19 protein-coding genes are annotated in these 18,710 nt (G+C 61.9%); 2 read left to right on the top strand and 17 right to left on the bottom strand.

Annotated elements, in window-relative coordinates; genetic code table 11:
- Positions 1 to 10 precede the first annotated feature (10 nt).
- On the bottom strand, positions 11 to 559 hold the full coding sequence (locus P2T68_RS27465; RefSeq protein ID WP_024076836.1) for an adenine phosphoribosyltransferase: 549 nt from the start codon (positions 557 to 559) through the stop codon (positions 11 to 13).
- Between the two features lie 95 nt (positions 560 to 654).
- Positions 655 to 1,389: a fumarate/nitrate reduction transcriptional regulator Fnr gene (fnr, locus tag P2T68_RS27460; protein ID WP_016979302.1), complete on the bottom strand. Its 735-nt coding sequence runs from the start codon at positions 1,387 to 1,389 to the stop codon at positions 655 to 657.
- 155 nt (positions 1,390 to 1,544) lie between these two features.
- On the opposite strand from fnr, the gene P2T68_RS27455 reads away from it, so the two are divergent.
- The gene (locus P2T68_RS27455; RefSeq protein ID WP_024076835.1) at positions 1,545 to 2,042 is read left to right on the top strand and encodes a hypothetical protein; all 498 of its coding nucleotides are present in this window, start codon (positions 1,545 to 1,547) and stop codon (positions 2,040 to 2,042) included.
- Between the two features lie 7 nt (positions 2,043 to 2,049).
- Here the strand turns inward: P2T68_RS27455 and hemN are convergent, their stop codons facing one another.
- The 14 genes from hemN to ccoN (P2T68_RS27385) form a co-directional block, all read right to left on the bottom strand.
- A complete protein-coding gene (gene hemN, locus P2T68_RS27450; protein ID WP_069076780.1) occupies positions 2,050 to 3,432 on the bottom strand; it encodes an oxygen-independent coproporphyrinogen III oxidase in 1,383 nt (460 codons plus the stop codon).
- 103 nt (positions 3,433 to 3,535) lie between these two features.
- Positions 3,536 to 4,219, bottom strand: coding sequence for a sulfite exporter TauE/SafE family protein (locus P2T68_RS27445; RefSeq protein WP_277378557.1), 684 nt, complete (start codon positions 4,217 to 4,219; stop codon positions 3,536 to 3,538).
- A complete protein-coding gene (gene ccoS, locus P2T68_RS27440; RefSeq protein WP_024076832.1) occupies positions 4,212 to 4,430 on the bottom strand; it encodes a cbb3-type cytochrome oxidase assembly protein CcoS in 219 nt (72 codons plus the stop codon). Before ccoS ends, P2T68_RS27445 begins: the two co-directional genes overlap by 8 nt.
- Positions 4,431 to 4,452: 22 nt before the next feature.
- Positions 4,453 to 6,903 carry a heavy metal translocating P-type ATPase gene (locus P2T68_RS27435; protein ID WP_277378556.1) on the bottom strand — a complete coding sequence of 817 codons (2,451 nt, stop codon included), beginning with the start codon at positions 6,901 to 6,903 and terminating at the stop codon, positions 4,453 to 4,455.
- Between the two features lie 114 nt (positions 6,904 to 7,017).
- A complete protein-coding gene (locus tag P2T68_RS27430) occupies positions 7,018 to 7,557 on the bottom strand; it encodes a FixH family protein (protein ID WP_024076830.1) in 540 nt (179 codons plus the stop codon).
- Between the two features lie 32 nt (positions 7,558 to 7,589).
- A complete protein-coding gene (gene ccoG, locus P2T68_RS27425) occupies positions 7,590 to 9,005 on the bottom strand; it encodes a cytochrome c oxidase accessory protein CcoG (protein WP_024076829.1) in 1,416 nt (471 codons plus the stop codon).
- Positions 9,006 to 9,370: 365 nt separating this feature from the next.
- The gene (gene ccoP, locus P2T68_RS27420) at positions 9,371 to 10,348 is read right to left on the bottom strand and encodes a cytochrome-c oxidase, cbb3-type subunit III (RefSeq protein WP_024076828.1); all 978 of its coding nucleotides are present in this window, start codon (positions 10,346 to 10,348) and stop codon (positions 9,371 to 9,373) included.
- Positions 10,345 to 10,530 carry a CcoQ/FixQ family Cbb3-type cytochrome c oxidase assembly chaperone gene (locus P2T68_RS27415; protein ID WP_003193169.1) on the bottom strand — a complete coding sequence of 62 codons (186 nt, stop codon included), beginning with the start codon at positions 10,528 to 10,530 and terminating at the stop codon, positions 10,345 to 10,347. Before P2T68_RS27415 ends, ccoP (P2T68_RS27420) begins: the two co-directional genes overlap by 4 nt.
- A 6-nt stretch (positions 10,531 to 10,536) precedes the next feature.
- Positions 10,537 to 11,145, bottom strand: a complete 609-nt coding sequence (ccoO, locus tag P2T68_RS27410; protein WP_003193167.1) for a cytochrome-c oxidase, cbb3-type subunit II — start codon at positions 11,143 to 11,145, stop codon at positions 10,537 to 10,539.
- Positions 11,145 to 12,587: a cytochrome-c oxidase, cbb3-type subunit I gene (gene ccoN, locus P2T68_RS27405; protein ID WP_024076827.1), complete on the bottom strand. Its 1,443-nt coding sequence runs from the start codon at positions 12,585 to 12,587 to the stop codon at positions 11,145 to 11,147. The genes ccoO (P2T68_RS27410) and ccoN (P2T68_RS27405) overlap by 1 nt, the downstream gene beginning before the upstream one ends.
- Positions 12,588 to 13,059: 472 nt before the next feature.
- Positions 13,060 to 14,007 (bottom strand): cytochrome-c oxidase, cbb3-type subunit III, encoded by a 948-nt coding sequence (gene ccoP / locus P2T68_RS27400; protein ID WP_024076826.1) that lies wholly within the window; start codon positions 14,005 to 14,007, stop codon positions 13,060 to 13,062.
- Complete coding sequence (locus P2T68_RS27395; RefSeq protein WP_024076825.1) at positions 14,004 to 14,204, bottom strand: cbb3-type cytochrome c oxidase subunit 3; 201 nt, start codon at positions 14,202 to 14,204, stop codon at positions 14,004 to 14,006. The genes ccoP (P2T68_RS27400) and P2T68_RS27395 overlap by 4 nt, the downstream gene beginning before the upstream one ends.
- Positions 14,205 to 14,207: 3 nt before the next feature.
- Positions 14,208 to 14,816 carry a cytochrome-c oxidase, cbb3-type subunit II gene (ccoO, locus tag P2T68_RS27390; RefSeq protein ID WP_017735321.1) on the bottom strand — a complete coding sequence of 203 codons (609 nt, stop codon included), beginning with the start codon at positions 14,814 to 14,816 and terminating at the stop codon, positions 14,208 to 14,210.
- A gap of 10 nt (positions 14,817 to 14,826) precedes the next feature.
- Complete coding sequence (ccoN, locus tag P2T68_RS27385; RefSeq protein WP_024076824.1) at positions 14,827 to 16,251, bottom strand: cytochrome-c oxidase, cbb3-type subunit I; 1,425 nt, start codon at positions 16,249 to 16,251, stop codon at positions 14,827 to 14,829.
- 79 nt (positions 16,252 to 16,330) lie between these two features.
- Here ccoN (P2T68_RS27385) and P2T68_RS27380 point away from each other — a divergent pair, with 79 nt between their 5' ends.
- Entirely contained in the window at positions 16,331 to 17,023 is a 693-nt protein-coding gene (locus P2T68_RS27380) for an alpha/beta family hydrolase (RefSeq protein ID WP_069076782.1), read from the top strand.
- Between the two features lie 93 nt (positions 17,024 to 17,116).
- On the opposite strand, the gene P2T68_RS27375 is transcribed toward P2T68_RS27380, so the two are convergent.
- A complete protein-coding gene (locus P2T68_RS27375; RefSeq protein ID WP_024076822.1) occupies positions 17,117 to 18,682 on the bottom strand; it encodes a PAS domain-containing methyl-accepting chemotaxis protein in 1,566 nt (521 codons plus the stop codon).
- Positions 18,683 to 18,710 lie beyond the last annotated feature (28 nt).

Below are 18,710 nucleotides of genomic sequence, written 5' to 3'. Positions count from 1 at the left end.
CAGGTCACCGTTACCGTTCAGTCAGGGCAAACTGCGTCAGGCAAAAGGTCGGAATCCCCATGTCTTCCAAGCGCTGCGAGCCACCCAGCTCCGGCAGGTCGATGATCGCCGCCGCTTCAAAAAGCCTCGCGCCCATGCGCCGTACCAGGTTCGCCGCGGCGATCAGGGTGCCGCCGGTGGCGATCAGGTCATCGAACATCAGCACCGAGTCACCTTCGCACAGGCTGTCGGCGTGCACTTCGAGGAAGGCTTCGCCGTATTCGGTCTGGTAACCCTCGGTCAGCACATCGGCCGGCAGCTTGCCTTGCTTGCGGAACAGGATCAGCGGTTTGTTCAATTGGTAGGCGAGGATCGAGCCGATCAGGAAGCCTCGGGCGTCCATCGCGCCGATATGGGTGAAGTCGGCTTCGACGTAGCGGTGGGCAAAGCTATCGGCCACCAGGCGCAGGGCGCGGGGCGATTGGAACAGTGGCGTGATATCGCGAAAGATCACCCCAGGCTTGGGGAAGTCGATGACAGGGCGAATCAGGGATTTGATGTCGAACGAATCGAAGATCATCGTCGAAGAGTCCTGGGGCAGGGAAGCGGACTCGAAGTATACCCGCGGCCTCGCGGGTTGGCGCGGCCCCAGGTGTCTGGATCAACCTTTGAGCATCAACCTTCCAGCGAACCGCCGGCCAATGCACACAGCTGGATCGGGTCGAGGATATGCACTTCCTTGCCTTCGGCGGCGATCAGCTCGTTCTGTTGGAAACGGGTGAACACCCGCGACACGGTTTCCACGGCCAGGCCAAGGTAGTTACCAATTTCGTTGCGCGACATGCTCAGGCGGAACTGGTTGGCCGAGAAACCACGGGCACGGAACCGCGCCGACAAGTTGACCAGGAACGTCGCAATGCGCTCGTCGGCGGTTTTTTTCGACAACAGCAGCATCATTTGCTGGTCATCACGAATTTCGCGACTCATCACGCGCATCAGCTGACGGCGCAGTTGCGGCAGTTGCAGGGCCAATTCGTCCAGGCGTTCGAAAGGAATTTCGCACACCGATGTGGTCTCCAGGGCCTGGGCCGACACAGGGTGAATCTCGGTGTCCATGCCCGACAGCCCGACCAGCTCGCTCGGCAGGTGGAAGCCGGTGATCTGTTCTTCGCCGCTGTCGCTCAGGCTGAATGTCTTCAACGCGCCCGACCGTACTGCATAGACGGAATCGAACTTGTCGCCCTGGCGAAACAGAAACTCGCCTTTTTTCAGCGGGCGACCGCGTTTAACGATATCGTCCAGCGCATCCATGTCTTCCAGATTCAACGAAAGTGGCAGGCAGAGGGGCGCCAGGCTGCAATCCTTGCAGTGAGCCTGGCTGTGAGCGCGCAGTTTGACTGGCTCGGACATTTCTTAAATCCTTGTGGGAGAACACACATAAGACGTAAGGGTACCGCACTGGGAGGCGTTGAGGCCAGCGTGTACAAAAAACCAGCATCGGCATAAAGCTTTATGTGTCCAGGCCGATACAAAGGGACGAATGCTTGAGCTCGGAGGCTCGAATCATGATCTCCATTAGTGCGAATATCCCGGTCAATACGGCCTTGATGGATTCGCCGCCGTCGAAAGACCTGGTGGCGGAGACCAAGGCTGCCGCCGCCGCCAAGGCACTCAAGGACGCAACGGCCACGCCGCTGCGGCAAACCAAGGAACCTGAAGGCGTGAAGGTGACCATTTCCGGTGCCGCCTTGCTTGCTGCCAGTGCCGCGAAGAAGTCCAACAGTGATATCGAGGAGAGCGGCCTGCCGGATAACATTCAGCAGGCCCTCAAGATGATCCGCAAGATCAAGGAGCAGATCGCCGAGAAACAGCAGGAACTGCAAGCGGTGATGGCGGACAAGAGCCTTAGCCCGGAAGAGGCGCGGATCAAGATCAGCAATCTGCAAGGGGCGCTGAGCACCCTGCAAGCTAGCCTGGTGACCGCGCAAACGTCCCTGGCCAAGTCGATGAAAGGCTTGAGTGGCCCAGATGCACTCAAGGCCGGTTCCCTGGCAATGGCGTAGGACGGTCTCAGATCACCCGTGAAAATCGATGCCGGTTCTGGTGGTCCAGATAGGCATCGAACACCATGCACACCGAGCGCACCAGCAGGCGTCCGGCCGGCAGCACCCGAATACCCTGGGCGTCGAGCTCGATCAGGCCGTCTTCTGCCATCGCCTCCAGTTGCGGCCAGACTTCGTCGAAGTACCCGCGAAAATCAATGTTGAATGCCTGTTCGATCTGTTCGAAGTCCAGGCTGAAATTGCAGATCAACTGCTGAATCACTTCCCGCCGTAATCGATCGTCCGTGGTACACAACAAGCCACGGCTGGTGGCCAATTGTGCGCCGGCCAGTGCGTTCTGATAGCCGCTGAGGTCGCTGGTGTTCTGGCAATACAGGTCGCCAATCTGGCTGATTGCCGATACCCCGAGCCCGATCAAGTCGCAATGGCCATGGGTGGTATAGCCCTGGAAGTTGCGTTGCAGCGTGCCTTCTTCCTGGGCGATGGCCAGTTCGTCGTCCGGCAGGGCGAAGTGGTCCATGCCGATGTAGCGGTAGCCGGCCTCGGTCAGTTGTTCAATAGTGGTTTGCAGCATCAGTAGCTTTTGCGCCGGTGCGGGCAGGTCGTCGCTGTTGATCCGCCGCTGGGGCATGAAACGCTCCGGCAGGTGTGCGTAGTTGAACACCGACAAGCGGTCCGGTTGCAGCTTGATCACTTCTTCCACGGTGCGTGCGAAGTTGATGGGGGTTTGCTTGGGCAGGCCGTAGATCAGGTCGATATTGATCGAGCGAAACTGCAGGGTGCGCGCCGCGTCGATCACCGCTCGGGTTTCTTCCAGGCTTTGCAGGCGATTGACCGCCCGCTGCACGTCCGGGTCGAGGTCTTGCACGCCGATGCTGACACGGTTGAAGCCCAGTTCGCGCAACAGGCCCATGGTCGCCCAATCGGCCTCACGCGGGTCGATCTCGATGCCGTAGTCGCCGGAATCATCGTCGAGCAGATTGAAGTGTTTGCGCAGGCAGGCCATCACCTGGCGCAGTTCGTCATGGCTGAGAAACGTTGGGGTGCCGCCGCCGAAGTGCAGTTGTTCCACCGATTGCTTGGGGTCGAGATGGCAGGCGACCAATTGGATTTCCTGCTCCAGGCGTTGCAGGTAAGCCTGGGCGCGGCCCCGGTCCTTGGTGATCACCTTGTTACAGGCGCAGTAGTAGCAAATGTTCGCGCAGAATGGCACATGCACATACAGCGATAACGGTCGCACGGCCTTACGGCTGTCGCGCAGGGCGTGGAGCAGGTCGAAGGTACCGACCTGACTGTCGAATTGTACGGCGGTGGGGTAGGACGTGTAGCGCGGCCCCGCCAAGTCGTAGCGGTGAATCAGATTGCTGTCCCAACGAATGGCGTCGAGCATGCGGGCGTTCCCCCGGATAGGCTAGTGGGCCGAGTCTAGGGGCGTGGCTGAAAAGGCATCTTGATTTGCGTCAACGGGGAGCGGCGCTATGCCACATGGCCTTTTAGTGGCCCATTAGCCAGTGCTGATGGGGCCCTGGCAAGGTCCAGATACCGAACAGCATCACCAGCACGCCCCCCGCCACACGCACGCTACGTTTGCGCAATAACGCCGTGACGCGTTCGGCGGCCAGCCCCGTCGCCAGCAGCACTGGCCAGGTGCCGAGGCCGAACGCCAGCATCAGCAGCGCACTGTCCAGCGCATTGCCCTGGCTGGCGGCCCACAGCAGGGTGCTGTAGACCAGGCCGCACGGCAACCAGCCCCACAGCGCGCCCAGCAGCAGGGCGCGGGGCAGGCTGGACACTGGCAGCAAACGGTTCGCGACCGGCTGGATGTAGCGCCACGGGCCGCGCCCAAGGCTTTCGATACGGGTCAGCCCGCTCCACCAGCCGGCCAGGTATAGGCCCATGCAGATCAGCAGCAACCCGGCGAGCACGCGCATGAACATCGCCGCCGGGCTGTTGGCCACGGCCCAACCGGCCAGGCCGATCAACAGGCCCGCCGTGGCATAGCTGAGGATGCGGCCGAGGTTATACGCCAGCAGCAGGCGAAACCTGCGGCTGCGTTGTTCCTTGGGGATCGCCAGGGTCAGCGCGCCCATCAGCCCGCCGCACATGCCCAGGCAATGGCCGCCGCCCAAAAGCCCGAGGATCAAGGCGGAGACCAGCAGCGGCAGGAGTTCAAGCATGGGGAGGGTCTTTGGGTTGGGCCGGCTGTTCGGGGCCGTTGGCCTTGTCAACGGCGGCCAGGTGGTTCGGGTCCTGGTCGTCGAACAGCACGCTGTGGGCCGGGCCGTCGAGGTCGTCGTACTGACCACTGTCCACGGCCCAGAAGAAGATGTAGATGGCGACGCCCACTAACAGCAGCGCCGCTGGAATCATCACGTATAGAGCTGGCATCTGCACTCCATGCCCGCGCGGCTCAAGCCGGCAGCGGGCGATTTACCAAGGGGGCGCTTTTGGCCTGCGCACTCGGCAGGCGAGTCAGGCGCAGGGCGTTGAGCACCACGGTCAACGAACTGAGGGACATGCCGATCGCCGCCCAGATCGGCGTGATCCAGCCGAGGGCGGCAAACGGCAGCATCAGGCCATTGTACAGCCCGGCCCAAAGCAGGTTTTCAATGATGACCCGACGAGTGCGTCGCGCCAAGGTGAAGGCTTGCACCAAGGCATCCAGGCGGTTGGACAGCAATACCGCGTCCGCGCTGGTTTTCGCCAGGTCTGTGGCCGAACCCATGGCCACGCTGATATCGGCGGCGGCGAGTACGGGGACATCATTGACACCGTCACCCAGCATCAACACCTTACGGCCTTGCTGATGCAACTGTTGCAGCACCTGCAGCTTGTCGTCGGGGCGCAGGCCGCCGTGGGCTTCGTCGATGCCCAGTTCGGCGGCCACGCTGGCGACCATCGGTGAACTGTCCCCCGACAGCAGCAGCGTGCGCCAGCCCCGTGCCTTGCACGCAGCCAGCAGGGCCGGCGCGTCGCTGCGCAGGCGGTCATCCAGTACGAACCAGGCGAGGGCGCCGTCGCGGTCGCCCAGCAGCAGCCATTGTCCGGCTTCGTCCGGTGAGGCGGGGATCGGGCAACCGCTCAGTGCGCACACGAACCCCGGCTGGCCGATCCGCAGCAGGCGTTCGCCGACGCGACCTTCCAGGCCCAGGCCGGGGGTGCTGAGCACTTCGTCAGCGGCCAGGGGGGCACGGCCGAAGGCCCGTGCGATCGGATGTTCAGAGCGATTTTCGAGGGCGGCGGCGAGGCCCAGGCACTGGTCGCTGTCCAGGGCGCCCAGCGGCCGGATCGCGCGCAGCGCCAGGCGCCCTTCGGTGAGGGTGCCGGTCTTGTCGAAAATCACCGTGTCGATCTGGTTCAAGCCTTCCAGCACATGGCCTCGGGTGAGCAACAAGCCGAGTTTGTGCAGGGTGCCGGTGGCGGCAGTCAGGGCGGTTGGCGTGGCCAGCGAGAGGGCGCACGGGCAGGTCGCCACCAGCATCGCCAATACGATCCAGAACGCCCGCGACGAATCCAGCTCCCACCAGAGCAGGCCGATCAGCACGGCAGCGACCAGTGAGCAGAGCAGGAACCATTGTGCGGCGCGGTCGGCAATCTGGGCCAGGCGCGGTTTGTCGGCCTGGGCCCGTTCCAGCAGGCGCACGATGGCCGACAAGCGCGTGTCATGCCCCAGGGCGCGGACCTCGACCGTCAGTGCGCCTTCGACGTTGAGGGTGCCCGCCGTCACAGCGTCGCCGACCTGGCGCGGCTGCGGCAGGTACTCGCCGGTCAGCAGGGATTCGTCGATGCTGGACTGGCCGTCGAGGATCACCCCATCTGCCGGCAATACCGCGCCGGGGTGCACCAACACGCGGTCGCCCAACGCCAGTTCGCTGAGCAGGATACGTTCGCTCTGCCCATCACTTTTCATGCGCAGGCATGAGGCGGGCAGCAGGTTGACCAATTGCGCGGTCGCCGCCGCCGTGCGTTCCCGGGCACGCCGCTCCAGGTAACGCCCGGCCAGCAGGAACAGGGCGAACATGCCCACCGCGTCGAAATACAATTCGCCGACCCCGGTGATCGCGGTCCAGATGCCGGCCAGGTACGCGCCGCCAATCGCCAGGGACACCGACACATCCATGGTCAGGTGGCGGGTGCGCAAGTCGCGCATGGCGCCCTTGAAAAACGGTGCGCAGCTGTAGAACACGATGGGGGTCGTGAGAAACATCGCGACCCAGCGCAGGATCACGTGCAACTCCGGGCTCAGGTCGATATTGAATTCCGGCCAGGTGGCCATGGTTGCCATCATCGCCTGGAACCACAGCAGTCCGGCGACCCCCAGTTGGCGCAGGGCCCGCCGGTTTTCGTCGGCCAGTTGTTCGGCGGCGCGGTCCGCCTGGTAAGGGTGGGCGGCGTAGCCGATATGGCGCAACTCACTGAGCAGTTGGCTCAACGGCAATTGCCCGTCGGCCCAACGTACATGCAGGCGATGGTTGGACAGGTTGAGACGCGCCTCGGCCACGGCGGGCAGGCTGCGCAGGTGTTTTTCGATCAGCCAGCCACACGCGGCGCAACTGATGCCTTCCATCAACAGGGTGGCTTCGGCAAGGTCGCCTTCGTGGCGTACGAAGGGTTTTTGCACGTCGGCGCGGTCGTACAGTGCCAGTTCGTCCACCAGTTGCACCGGCAGGGCCTCGGGGTTGGCCGAGGCTTCGCTGCGGTGCTGGTAATAGCTTTCCAGCCCGCCGGCCACGATTGCCTCGGCCACCGCCTGGCAACCCGGGCAGCACAGCTCGCGGCGCTCGCCGAGGATCTCGGCGGTGAACCGGCTGCCGGGTGGCACGGGCAGGGCGCAGTGGTAGCAGGGAGTGGGGCTGGTCATGGCGTGAGATCTTGGGTGGCAGGGAGGGCCTCATCGCGGGCAGGCCCGCGCCCACAGGGGCGCTCGTTCCTGAGGTGTGAGCGGGCTTGCTCGCGATGCGCGAAGCGCAGGCGTTTACTTCTTCAGGTCTTCAGCACCTTGCAACGGCTCATCACCCAACAGCAAGTCCTTGTCGTGGCTGACCTGTTCTTCTTCGAACAGGCGCCAGGTCCGGTCACCTTCCACACCGAGCAGTTCCACGAAACGGCGGCCTTCGACCTTGTCGGTGACCTGGCCGATATAGCGTCCGGGTTCGCTGGCGCTGCGGGTCAGGTTGATCTTGCGATCCTTCTCTGGCTGGGTCGGGGAGATCAGGTTCAGTTCCAGGGTCGACGGGCCGCTGTTGCCGGTCAGATATACCTCGACTTCGCCGGTCAGTTCGTCCAGGTGCACCTTGGCGCGCAGTTGCAGGGTCTGGGCCAGCAGTTCGCGGTCCAGGGAGCGGTTGATGCCTTTGCCGGCCTCGTAGTAGTTGTCGTTGACCAGGTTGTCCGGGTTCTTGACTGCGATGGTCACCATGGACAAGGTCAAGGTCACCGAGCAGGCCAGGATCCCAATGATGATCCAGGGCCAGAGGTGCTTGTACCAAGGGCTTGTGGCAGTAGCTGCGGGCATTGTTCTGCTCTCTGGTTAACGAAATAGTGTGGTTAACGAACCTGAGGGCCGATGAACCGGCTCTTGGCTTCAATATGCACGTTGGCGTCATCGGCATCCTTGAGGATGAAGGTCACCTCATTGGTGCTCGACGGTAACTGCTCCGGTGCGCTCGACAGTTCGACCGGCATGCTGACGATATCGCCGGCGGCCACCTTGATTTCGCGTCGGCCTTGCAGCTTGAGGTCCGGCAGGCCGGCGGCGTCGAGCACGTAGGTGTGGTCGCGCTGGTCCTTGTTCATGATCTTCAGGCTGTAGACGTTTTCGATCCGGCCTTCGGCGTTTTCGCGGTAGAGCACGCGGTCCTTGCTGACGTCGAAACCTACCAGCGAACGCATGAAGAATGCCGTGGCCAACAGGCTCATCATCGCCAGCAGCACCAGCGCATAGCCGATCAGGCGCGGGCGCAGTTTGTGGGTCTTCTGCCCGGACAGGTTGTGCTCGGTGGTGTAGCTGATCAGGCCGCGCGGGTAGTCCATCTTGTCCATGATGTTGTCGCAGGCGTCGATGCACGCAGCACAGCCGATGCATTCGATCTGCAGGCCATCGCGGATGTCGATACCGGTGGGGCAGACTTGCACGCACATCGTGCAGTCGATGCAATCGCCCAGGCCCTGGGCCTTGTAGTCGGCACCCTTTTTACGCGGGCCACGCACTTCGCCACGGCGTGGGTCGTAGGAGACGATCAGGGTGTCTTTGTCGAACATCACGCTCTGGAACCGCGCGTACGGGCACATATAGATGCACACCTGTTCGCGCAGCCAGCCGGCGTTGCCATAGGTGGCGAGGGTGAAGAAACCCACCCAGAAATACGACCAGCCATCGGCCTGGCCGGTGAAGAAGTCGAACACCAGTTCGCGAATCGGCGAGAAGTAACCGACGAAGGTCATACCGGTGACAAAGCCGATCAGCAGCCACAGGGTGTGCTTGCTGAATTTGCGCAGGAACTTGTTGGCCCCCATCGGCGCCTTGTCCAGCTTGATGCGCTGGTTACGGTCGCCTTCGGTGACCTTTTCGCACCACATGAAGATCCACGTCCACACGCTTTGCGGGCAGGTATACCCGCACCATATGCGCCCGGCGTACACGGTGATAAAGAACAGGCCGAACGCTGCAACGATGAGAATGCCCGAGAGCAGGATGAAATCCTGGGGCCAGAAGGTCGCACCAAAAATGAAGAATTTACGCTCCGGAAGGTTCCACCACACGGCCTGGTGACCCCCCCAATTCAGCCACACGGTGCCGAAGTAGAGGAGGAACAAACCGGCGCCACCGAGCATACGCAAGTTGCGAAACAGGCCGGTGAAGGCACGGGTGTAGATTTTCTCTCGCGATGCGTAGAGATCGACAGGTTGATTCGAGTTTTTGGCAGGCGGGGTAACGTCATGTACCGGTATTTGGTTGCTCATCATTGCATCCCACGGCGGTGGAGATTTGCCTCGGCCAGTACGTGCCAACCGGGGTCAAATGAAGGGTGTTGCAGTGGCGTAATGATACGCCCCCGATGGTACTCCAAGGGTGCGACCTTTGGTCGCGTTGGGGGAAATCAATTGATGGTGTACGTGACCTGGATCAATTGACTTGGGAAGTATGGACGGTTTTTGCGGGGCCGGCCTTCAAAACACCGACGATCCAATGTGGGAGGGGCGGTGCGACGATTCGACTTGCCCCCGATAGCGGAGTGTCAGTCAATAAAGGTCTGACTGATCCACCGCTATCGGGGGCAAGCCCCCTCCCACATTGGTTTTTCTGTGTTTCTAAATAGCGGCCGGTCTTACTGCCCTTCAGCCTTTTTATCCCCATGGGACAAGCTGTAAACATACGCCGCGAGCAAGTGCACCTTGTCGTTGCCCTGCAGTTGCTCCTGCGCAGGCATCTGGCCCTGACGGCCCCAACGGATGGTCTGCTGCAGTTGGGCGAAGCTCGAACCGTAGATGAATGCACCCGGGTGGGTCAGGTCGGGTGCGCCCATGGCTGGGGTGCCTTTACCGGCCGGGCCGTGGCAGGCCACGCAGTTGGCGGCGAAGAGTTTCTCGCCGTTGGCCGCGTCGGCTTTCACGCCTTCCGGCAGCTTGCGGCCGTCGAGGTTGGTGATGACGAACGCGGCCACATCGCTGACGCCTTGTTCCTTGAGGATATCCAGCCAGGCCGGCATGACGGCATGGCGACCTTTCATGATGGTTTCCTTGATGGTCGCCGGTTCGCCACCCCAGCGCCAATCGGCGTCGGTCAGGTTGGGGAAACCGTAGGCGCCCTTGGCGTCGGAACCGTGGCACACGGAGCAGTTGGAGGCGAACAGGCGGCCGCCCATCTTCAAGGCTTGCGGGTCCTTGGCCACTTCTTCAATCGGCATCGAGGCGAATTTGGCAAAGATCGGCCCGAACTTGGCGTCCGACTTGGCCATTTCCTTTTCCCATTCATGAACGCCGGTCCAGCCGGTCTGGCCGTTGGCGAACGGGGTTTGCTTGTCGTTGTCGAGGTAGTTGTAGCCCGGCAGCAGGCCTTTCCAATTGCCCAGGCCGGGGTACAGCACCAGGTAGCCAAGGGCGAAGACGATGGTGCCGACGAACAGCATGAACCACCACTTCGGCAGCGGGTTGTCGTACTCCTCGATGCCGTCGAACGAGTGGCCAACGGTTTCGTCCGTTTGCTCGGCGCGCTGGCCCTTACGGGTCGACAGCAGCAGCCAGGTCAGGGCGAAGATGGTACCCAGACTGAGGACTGTGACGTACAGACTCCAGAACGTAGTCATTCTTTGTTACTCCTAGAAGCTTGCTCGACGTGCTTGATGGCTTCGGGATCATCCGCAAAAGGCAGCATGGTCGCGTCGTCAAACTCCGACTTGCGCCGCGGGCTGAACACCCACAACGCCAGGCCGATAAAGGCCACCATCACCACCACGGTGCCCAGGCCACGAATCATCCCGATATCCATGAAGAATCACCGTTTGCTTTTGATGATGGTGCCAAGGCCTTGCAGGTAGGCCACCAATGCGTCCATTTCGGTCTTGCCCTTCACGGCTGCGGCTGCACCGGCGATGTCTTCGTCGGTGTAGGGCACGCCCAGGGTGCGCAAGACTTCCATCTTCTTCGCGGTGTCCTTGCCGTCGAGCTTGTTTTCCACGAGGAACGGGTACGCCGGCATTTTCGACTCAGGCACCACGTTGCGCGGGTTGTACAAGTGCGCACGCTGCCAGTCGTCGGAGTAACGCCCGCCGACACGGGCCAGGTCCGGGCCGGTACGCTTGGAACCCCACAGGAACGGGTGGTCCCAGACACTTTCACCGGCGACCGAGTAGTGGCCGTAGCGTTCGGTTTCGGCGCGGAACGGTCGGATCATCTGCGAGTGGCAGCCGACACAACCGTTGGCGATGTAGACGTCGCGGCCTTCCAGTTCAAGGGCGGTGCGGGGCTTCATGCCTTCGACCGGCTTGTTGGTCACGTCCTGGAAAAACAGCGGAACGATCTGGGTCAGGCCGCCGATACTCACGGCGATGACCATGAAGAAGGCCAGCAGGCCGATATTCTTCTCGACTACTTCATGCTTCATCAGTGGGCTCCCACAACGACGATCTTGGCGGCGGCTTCGGCTTCTGCAGGGTCGGAAGCACGCACGGTGCGCCAGACGTTGTAGGCCATGAACAGCATGCCGGTGGCAAAGAACGCGCCGCCCAGGGCACGGACGATGTAGCCCGGGTGGCTGGCTTGCAGCGCTTCGACGAAGGAGTAGGTGAGGGTGCCGTCATCGTTGATCGCACGCCACATCAGGCCCTGGGTGATGCCGTTGACCCACATCGAGGCGATGTAGAGCACGGTGCCGATGGTGGCCAGCCAGAAGTGCGTGTTGATCAGCCCGACGCTGTGCATCTGCGCACGGCCGAAGATTTTCGGGATCATGTGGTACAGCGCGCCGATGGAGATCATCGCCACCCAACCCAGGGCGCCGGCGTGTACGTGGCCGATGGTCCAGTCGGTGTAGTGGGAGAGCGAGTTGACGGTCTTGATGGCCATCATCGGCCCTTCGAAGGTCGACATGCCGTAGAACGCCAGCGATACCACCAGGAAGCGCAGGATCGGGTCGGTGCGCAGCTTATGCCAGGCGCCCGACAGGGTCATCATGCCGTTGATCATGCCGCCCCAGCTCGGTGCCAGCAGGATGATCGACATCGCCATGCCCAGGGACTGCGCCCAATCCGGCAACGCGGTGTAGTGCAAGTGGTGCGGGCCGGCCCAGATGTACAGGGTGATCAGCGCCCAGAAGTGCACGATGGACAGGCGATACGAGTAAATAGGACGTTCGGCCTGTTTCGGCACGAAGTAGTACATCATCCCCAGGAAACCGGTGGTGAGGAAGAAACCCACGGCGTTGTGGCCGTACCACCACTGGATCATCGCATCCGTCGCCCCGGCGTAGGCCGAGTAGGACTTGAACAGGCTGACCGGCAGCGACGCGTGGTTGACGATGTGCAGCATCGCCGTCACCAGGATGAAGGCACCGTAGAACCAGTTACCCACATAGATGTGCTTGGTCTTGCGCTTGGTGATGGTGCCGAAGAACACCACCGCGTAGGTCACCCACACGATCGCGAGCAAAATGGCGATGGGCCATTCCAGCTCGGCGTACTCCTTGGTGGTGGTGTAGCCCAGCGGCAACGTGATGCCGGCCCCGACGATCACCGCTTGCCATCCCCAGAAGGTGAACGCGGCGAGGCCATCGGAAATCAGTCGCGTCTGGCAGGTTCGCTGCACGACATAGTAGGAGGTGGCAAACAGGGCACATCCGCCGAAGGCGAAAATCACCAGGTTGGTGTGCAGCGGGCGCAGGCGGCCAAAGGTCGTCCAGGGCAAGCCGAAGTTCAATTCCGGCCAGACCAGTTGCGAGGCGATGAACACCCCGAGCCCCATGCCAAGGATCCCCCAGACCACCGTCATGATGGCGAACTGGCGGACTACCTTATAGTTATAAGCAGTCGGACTGATTGCTGTGCTCATTCTAAGGTTCCACGGTTTAGGTTTTTTTATAGGTAAAAATCGGTCGCAAGTATGGAGAAACCGAGGTGCCATTGCAACGCAAGGGTGACCTGTGTCAATGCGTTCCACGCCAGATTCTGCGCCCTTTCCATGTTTGATGTAAGGACAAAATCCGAAATGGAAAGCTGATCAAATGGACAGGAATTTTATCAGGTCGTGGAGACTTGTTACTGGGTGTGTATGAACACGCTGCCCGGCTGACGAGTGGTCAGTGGCACGACAGCCGGTCGCTGCCAGCCTTTGCGCCTGTCGCCCTGTAGAAATGTTCAACCCAACGAGTGCAAGTCAGCCGTCGACCGGTCAATACCGATCCACTGTGGGGACAAGCGTAGACCCGAATGGCAGGAGGGGAAAGTTGTGCTTTGGAAGGGTGCGACACTTGGTCGCGTAACGGGGTAGGGCTGCCGCCCCAGGGCGGGGCGGCAGTTAACGGTTATTGAGCTTGGCTTTCTGGCTTGGCGCCATCAGCGTTATGGGACAGGCTGTAAACGTAGGCGGCGAGCAGGTGCACCTTGTCATTACCTTGCAGCACTTCCTGGGCCGGCATCTGGCCTTGGCGGCCGTGGCGAATAGTTTGCTGCAACTGCGCCAGGCTGGTGCCGTAGATATAGCCACTTGGCAGGGTCAGGTTGGGCGCGCCCATGGCTTCCATGCCCTGGCCTTGCGGACCGTGGCAGGCAACACAGGTGGTGCTGAACGTGGCTTGGCCGGCGGCCAGGTCGGCAGCGCTGTCGGCCGGCAGTGGCAGCTTGGCCAGTTCATGGCGTACATAGGCGGCGACGTTTTTCACCCCCTCGTCACCCAGCATGTCACCCCAGGCCGGCATCGCCGCATGGCGACCGTTCATGATGGTGGTCTTGATTGCTTCGGCCGAACCGCCCCAGCGCCAGATGTTGTCCGCCAGGTTCGGGAAGCCAAACGCGCCCTTGGCATCCGAGCCGTGGCACACCGCGCAGTTGGACGCGAACAGGCGTCCGCCCATTTTCAGCGCTTGTGGATCTTTTGCGACGGCTTCCACCGGCATGGCCGAGAATTTGGCGAAGATCGGCCCGAACTTGGTGTCGGCCTTAGCCATTTCCTTGTCCCACTCCTTGGCCGATGTCCAGCCGCCTTCATAGCCTGGCAGCACGCCTTTCCAGTTGCCCAGGCCCGGGTAGAGGATCAGGTAGCCGACGGCAAACACCAAGGTGCCGGCGAACAGCATGAACCACCACTGGGGCAGCGGGTTGTCGTATTCCTCAATGCCGTCGAAGGCGTGGCCCATGGTCTGGTCGACACTGCCCTTGGTCTCGCCCTTGCGGGTGCCGAACAACAGCCAGGTCAGGCCGATCAGGCTGCCGAGGGTCAGTACGCAGATCCATGTACTCCAAAAGGTAGTCATGGCCGGTTGCTCCTTGTTACAGGCTCTTCTTGAGCGTCGGATGGAGAGGGTTCGTCGGCAAACGGCAGCAGGCGCGCCTGCTCGAATTCCTCATTGCGCCGGTTGTTGAACACCCACAGCGACAAGCCGATAAACGCGATAGCGACGACCAGCGTGCCGAGGCCGCGGATGGTGCCCGCATCGAATTCAAATCCCATGGCTCACCTCTTGCTCTTGATGGCAGTGCCGAGCACTTGCAGGTACGAAACCAGTGCATCCATCTCGGTCTTGCCCTTGAGGCTGGCCACGGCGCCACTGATGTCGTCGTCGGTGTAGGGCACGCCGAGGGTGCGCATCACTTTCAACTTGGTCTCGGTGTGGCTGCTGTCGACAGCGGCGGTCACCAGCCATGGGTAGGCCGGCATTTTCGACTCGGGCACGACGTTGCGCGGGTTGTACAAATGCGCGCGGTGCCAGTCGTCCGAGTAGCGCGCGCCGACGCGGGCCAGGTCCGGCCCGGTGCGCTTGGAGCCCCACAGGAACGGGTGGTCCCACACGCTTTCACCGGCGACCGAGTAGTGGCCGTAGCGTTCGGTCTCGGCGCGGAATGGGCGGATCATTTGCGAGTGGCACTGTACGCAGCCTTCGCGGATGTAGATGTCGCGACCTTCCAGTTGCAGCGCGGTATAGGGCTTCATGCCTTCCACCGGTTTGTTGGTGACGTCCTGGAAGAACAGCGGGACGATCTGGGTCAGGCCGCCGATACTCACGGCCAGTACCATGAGCAGCATCAGCAGGCCGACGTTCTTTTCAATCGTTTCGTGTTTCATCATCGACTCCTCAGGCCATCTGCGCCGCAGCGGCGACTTCGGCAGGTTGTGCCGAACGCACGGTGCGCCAAGTGTTGTAAGCCATCAGGAACATGCCGCTGAGGAAGATGGCGCCGCCGACCAACCGCACGATGAAGCCTGGGTGGCTGGCCACCAGGGTTTCGACGAAGGAGTAGGTCAAGGTGCCGTCTTCGTTGACCGCACGCCACATCAGGCCCTGGGCGATGCCGTTGACCCACATCGAGGCGATGTAGAGCACGGTGCCGATGGTGGCCAGCCAGAAGTGCGCGTTGATCAGGCCGAGGCTGTACATCTGCTCGCGACCGAAGATTTTCGGGATCATGTGGTACAGCGCGCCGATGGAGATCATCGCTACCCAGCCGAGGGCGCCGGCGTGTACGTGGCCAATGGTCCAGTCGGTGTAGTGGGAGAGGGCGTTGACCGTCTTGATCGCCATCATCGGACCTTCGAAGGTCGACATGCCGTAGAACGCCAGCGAAACCACGAGGAAGCGCAGGATCGGGTCGCTGCGCAGCTTATGCCAGGCGCCCGACAGGGTCATCATGCCGTTGATCATGCCGCCCCAGCTTGGCGCCAGCAGGACCAGCGACATCACCATGCCCAACGACTGTGCCCAGTCCGGCAGCGCGGTGTAGTGCAGGTGGTGAGGACCGGCCCAGATGTACAGGGTGATCAGTGCCCAGAAGTGCACGATCGACAGGCGATAGGAATACACCGGACGCTCGGCTTGCTTGGGTACGAAGTAATACATCATCCCCAGGAAGCCAGCGGTCAGGAAGAAGCCTACCGCGTTATGCCCATACCACCACTGCACCATGGCATCCGTCGCACCGCCGTACAGCGAGTAGGACTTGGTCAGGCTGACCGGGATTTCCAGGTTGTTGACGATATGCAGGATCGCGACGGTGATGATGAACGCACCGAAGAACCAGTTGCCGACGTAGATGTGCTTGGTGTTGCGCTTGGCCACGGTGCCGAAGAACACAATGGCGTAGGCCACCCAGACAATGGTGATCAGGATGTCGATCGGCCATTCCAGCTCAGCGTATTCCTTGGAGCTGGTGTAGCCCAGCGGCAAGGAGATCGCGGCGAGCAGGATCACCAGTTGCCAGCCCCAGAAGCAGAACGCGGCGATTTTCGGCGCGAACAGCTGGGTCTGGCAGGTGCGCTGCACGGAGTAGAAGGAACTGGCGAACAACGCGCAGCCACCGAAGGCAAAGATCACCGCGTTGGTGTGCAACGGGCGCAAGCGGCCGAAGCTGGTCCAGGGTAAGTCGAAGTTGAGCGCAGGCCATACCAATTGGGCGGCGAGAAAAACCCCGAGCCCCATGCCGACGATGCCCCACACCACCGTCATAATGGCGAATTGGCGGACCACCTTGTAGTTATAGGCGGTACTTAATGTAGTGTTCATGGTTCCCCATCCACGGTTCAACCCAAGCGAATGCGGCACTTGGGCTGGAGTTATAGGCAGACTGAATAGCGAGGCAAGCATGAGCAAAGAGCACAAGGCCAGTATTGACGGGGATCAATGGGCGCAGTGTGTGCGGGAACACGGCTGGTTGTGGGACGCCGCGGCAGAGGGAGATCGGCGTGAGCCTGTCACCCTGATTCTGGCCCACGGCGCCGGCGCACCGATGGACTCGACGTTCATGACCGACATGGCTGCACGCCTTGCCCTGCATGGGGTGAACGTGTTGCGCTTCGAGTTTCCCTATATGGCCCAGCGGCGCGTAGAGGGCGGCAAACGCCCGCCGAACCCGGCCGCCAAACTGTTGCAGGCATGGCGTGAGGTGCATGCCGAGGTGCGACGCCATGTCGCTGGAACACTGGCCATCGGTGGCAAGTCCATGGGCGGGCGCATGGCCAGTCTGGTGGCCGATGAACTGGGCGTCGATGGGTTGGTATGCCTGGGGTATCCGTTCTATGCGGTGGGCAAGCCGGAGAAGCCCCGGGTCGAGCATCTGGCCGGGCTGCAGACGCCGACGTTGATCGTGCAGGGCGAGCGCGATGCCTTGGGTAATCGAGTGGCGGTAGAAGGCTATGATTTGTCGCCGAGCATCGAGGTAATGTGGCTGGTGGCGGGGGACCATGACTTGAAGCCGTTGAAGGCTTCGGGGTTCAGTCATGAGCAGCATCTGGAGGCTGCGGCGGTGCAGGTTGCCCGGTTTCTCGGAGCCCTCTAGGGCCCTATCGGGGGCAAGCCCCCTCCCACACTCGACTGCGTTCCAAGGGGTGTACGCGGTAAATGTGGGAGGGGGCTTGCCCCCGATAGCGGTCTAGCGGTTAAACCGCTCGACCAGCGAGTACTGGGTATTGGCGGTATGCGTCAATTCCTCACTCAACTGCGCCGAGTTCAACGCCTGTTCCGAAGTCTGGTCCGCCAACAGCGCAATGGTGCTGATGTTGCGGCTGATCTCTTCGGCTACCGAGCTTTGCTCTTCGGTGGCGGCCGCAATCTGGGTGGTCATGTCGGTGATGTTGGCCACTGCTTCGCTGATGCCGACCAACGCCTGATCCGCTTCCATCACCCGCGCCACCCCTTCTTCGGCCTGGCGATGCCCGGCGTCCATGGTTTGCACGGCGGCGGCAGCGGTTTGTTGCAGCTTGGCGATCAAGGCATGGATCTGCCCGGTCGACTCGGCGGTGCGCTGGGCCAGTTGACGGACCTCGTCGGCCACGACTGCGAAGCCACGGCCCATCTCCCCGGCACGCGCGGCTTCGATTGCCGCGTTCAGCGCCAGCAAGTTGGTCTGATCGGCGATGCCTTTGATCACATCGACGACACCGCCGATTTCATCGCTGTCCTTGGCCAGTTGGGTAACGGTCACCCCGGTTTCGCCCACGGCCAGCGACAGACGCTGAATGGCCTCGCGGGTTTCCCCGGCGATATCGCGGCCACGACCGGTCAGGCGATTGGCTTCCTGGGTCGCATCCGCCGTGCGCTGCACATGGCTGGCAACTTCCTGGGTGGTCGCCGCCATCTGGTTGACCGCGGTGGCCACCTGTTCGGTTTCCACGCGCTGGCGTTCCAGGCCGCTGGAGCTGTTATGCGCCAGGGTGTTGGACTGCGCCGCCTGGTCGTTGAGGTGTTCAGCCGTGTCCTGCAGACGCGTGAGGCAGGTTTTCAGGCGGGCTTCCTGGCTGAGGATCGACATTTCCAGTCGCGCCTGGGCGCCACGGCTGTCGGTGTACATCTGCGCGATCAGCGGGTCTGAGGTGGTCTGCTCGGCCAGGCGCAGCAGGCGCTTGAGGCCACGCTGTTGCCAACTCAGGCCCAGCAGGCCCAAGGGCACCGACAGCCCCGCCGCCAGGGCAAAGCCCCAGTGGGAATTCAGCGACGCACCGATCATGAAGCTCAACTGGCTGATCAGGATAAACGGCAGCCAGTCCTGCAACACCGGCAGCCATTTGTCCCGCTGGGGAACGGCAGACTTGCCCTGGTTGATGCGTTGATAGAGCGCTTCGGCCCGGCGGATCTGCTCGGCGGTGGGCTTGATGCGCACCGACTCGTAGCCGACCACCTGGTTGCCGTCGAAAACCGGCGTCACATAGGCGTTAACCCAGTAGTGATCACCGGTCTTGCAGCGATTCTTGACAATGCCCATCCATGGCAAGCCTTGTTTGAGCGTTGACCACATGTGCCCGAATACGGCCGCCGGAACGTCCGGGTGACGAACCAGGTTGTGCGGGGCACGCACCAGTTCATCGCGGGAGAACCCACTGATTTCGACGAAAGCGTCGTTGCAGTAGGTGATCACGCCCTTGGCATCTGTGGTGGAGATCAACCGTTGCTGAGCGGGGAAGGTACGTTCGCGCTGGGTAACGGGTTGGTTATTACGCATGATTGTTCAATCCGCAAGGCTTTCAGGG

The sequence above is a fragment of the Pseudomonas sp. G11 genome, from assembly GCF_029457515.1.
Classification (GTDB): domain Bacteria; phylum Pseudomonadota; class Gammaproteobacteria; order Pseudomonadales; family Pseudomonadaceae; genus Aquipseudomonas; species Aquipseudomonas gorinensis.
Note: the sequence above shows the minus strand (reverse complement) of the source record. Positions and strands in the feature narration are given on the sequence as shown.

What these genes read in the sequence shown, in the direction of transcription:
- ccoG (WP_024076829.1), bottom strand. Translation starts at nt 9,005, where the DNA reads ATGAGCAACCAAATACCGGTACATGACGTTACCCCGCCTGCCAAAAAC.
- P2T68_RS27415 (WP_003193169.1), bottom strand. Translation starts at nt 10,530, where the DNA reads ATGGATATCGGGATGATTCGTGGCCTGGGCACCGTGGTGGTGATGGTG.
- ccoN (WP_024076827.1), bottom strand. Translation starts at nt 12,587, where the DNA reads ATGAGCACAGCAATCAGTCCGACTGCTTATAACTATAAGGTAGTCCGC.
- ccoO (WP_017735321.1), bottom strand. Translation starts at nt 14,816, where the DNA reads ATGAAACACGAAACGATTGAAAAGAACGTCGGCCTGCTGATGCTGCTC.
- P2T68_RS27435 (WP_277378556.1), bottom strand. Translation starts at nt 6,903, where the DNA reads ATGACCAGCCCCACTCCCTGCTACCACTGCGCCCTGCCCGTGCCACCC.
- hemN (WP_069076780.1), bottom strand. Translation starts at nt 3,432, where the DNA reads ATGCTCGACGCCATTCGTTGGGACAGCAATCTGATTCACCGCTACGAC.
- P2T68_RS27430 (WP_024076830.1), bottom strand. Translation starts at nt 7,557, where the DNA reads ATGCCCGCAGCTACTGCCACAAGCCCTTGGTACAAGCACCTCTGGCCC.
- ccoO (WP_003193167.1), bottom strand. Translation starts at nt 11,145, where the DNA reads ATGAAGCATGAAGTAGTCGAGAAGAATATCGGCCTGCTGGCCTTCTTC.
- P2T68_RS27445 (WP_277378557.1), bottom strand. Translation starts at nt 4,219, where the DNA reads ATGCTTGAACTCCTGCCGCTGCTGGTCTCCGCCTTGATCCTCGGGCTT.
- ccoN (WP_024076824.1), bottom strand. Translation starts at nt 16,251, where the DNA reads ATGAACACTACATTAAGTACCGCCTATAACTACAAGGTGGTCCGCCAA.
- P2T68_RS27465 (WP_024076836.1), bottom strand. Translation starts at nt 559, where the DNA reads ATGATCTTCGATTCGTTCGACATCAAATCCCTGATTCGCCCTGTCATC.
- P2T68_RS27395 (WP_024076825.1), bottom strand. Translation starts at nt 14,204, where the DNA reads ATGGGATTTGAATTCGATGCGGGCACCATCCGCGGCCTCGGCACGCTG.
- P2T68_RS27375 (WP_024076822.1), bottom strand. Translation starts at nt 18,682, where the DNA reads ATGCGTAATAACCAACCCGTTACCCAGCGCGAACGTACCTTCCCCGCT.
- fnr (WP_016979302.1), bottom strand. Translation starts at nt 1,389, where the DNA reads ATGTCCGAGCCAGTCAAACTGCGCGCTCACAGCCAGGCTCACTGCAAG.
- P2T68_RS27455 (WP_024076835.1), top strand. Translation starts at nt 1,545, where the DNA reads ATGATCTCCATTAGTGCGAATATCCCGGTCAATACGGCCTTGATGGAT.
- ccoP (WP_024076826.1), bottom strand. Translation starts at nt 14,007, where the DNA reads ATGACTACCTTTTGGAGTACATGGATCTGCGTACTGACCCTCGGCAGC.
- ccoS (WP_024076832.1), bottom strand. Translation starts at nt 4,430, where the DNA reads ATGCCAGCTCTATACGTGATGATTCCAGCGGCGCTGCTGTTAGTGGGC.
- P2T68_RS27380 (WP_069076782.1), top strand. Translation starts at nt 16,331, where the DNA reads ATGAGCAAAGAGCACAAGGCCAGTATTGACGGGGATCAATGGGCGCAG.
- ccoP (WP_024076828.1), bottom strand. Translation starts at nt 10,348, where the DNA reads ATGACTACGTTCTGGAGTCTGTACGTCACAGTCCTCAGTCTGGGTACC.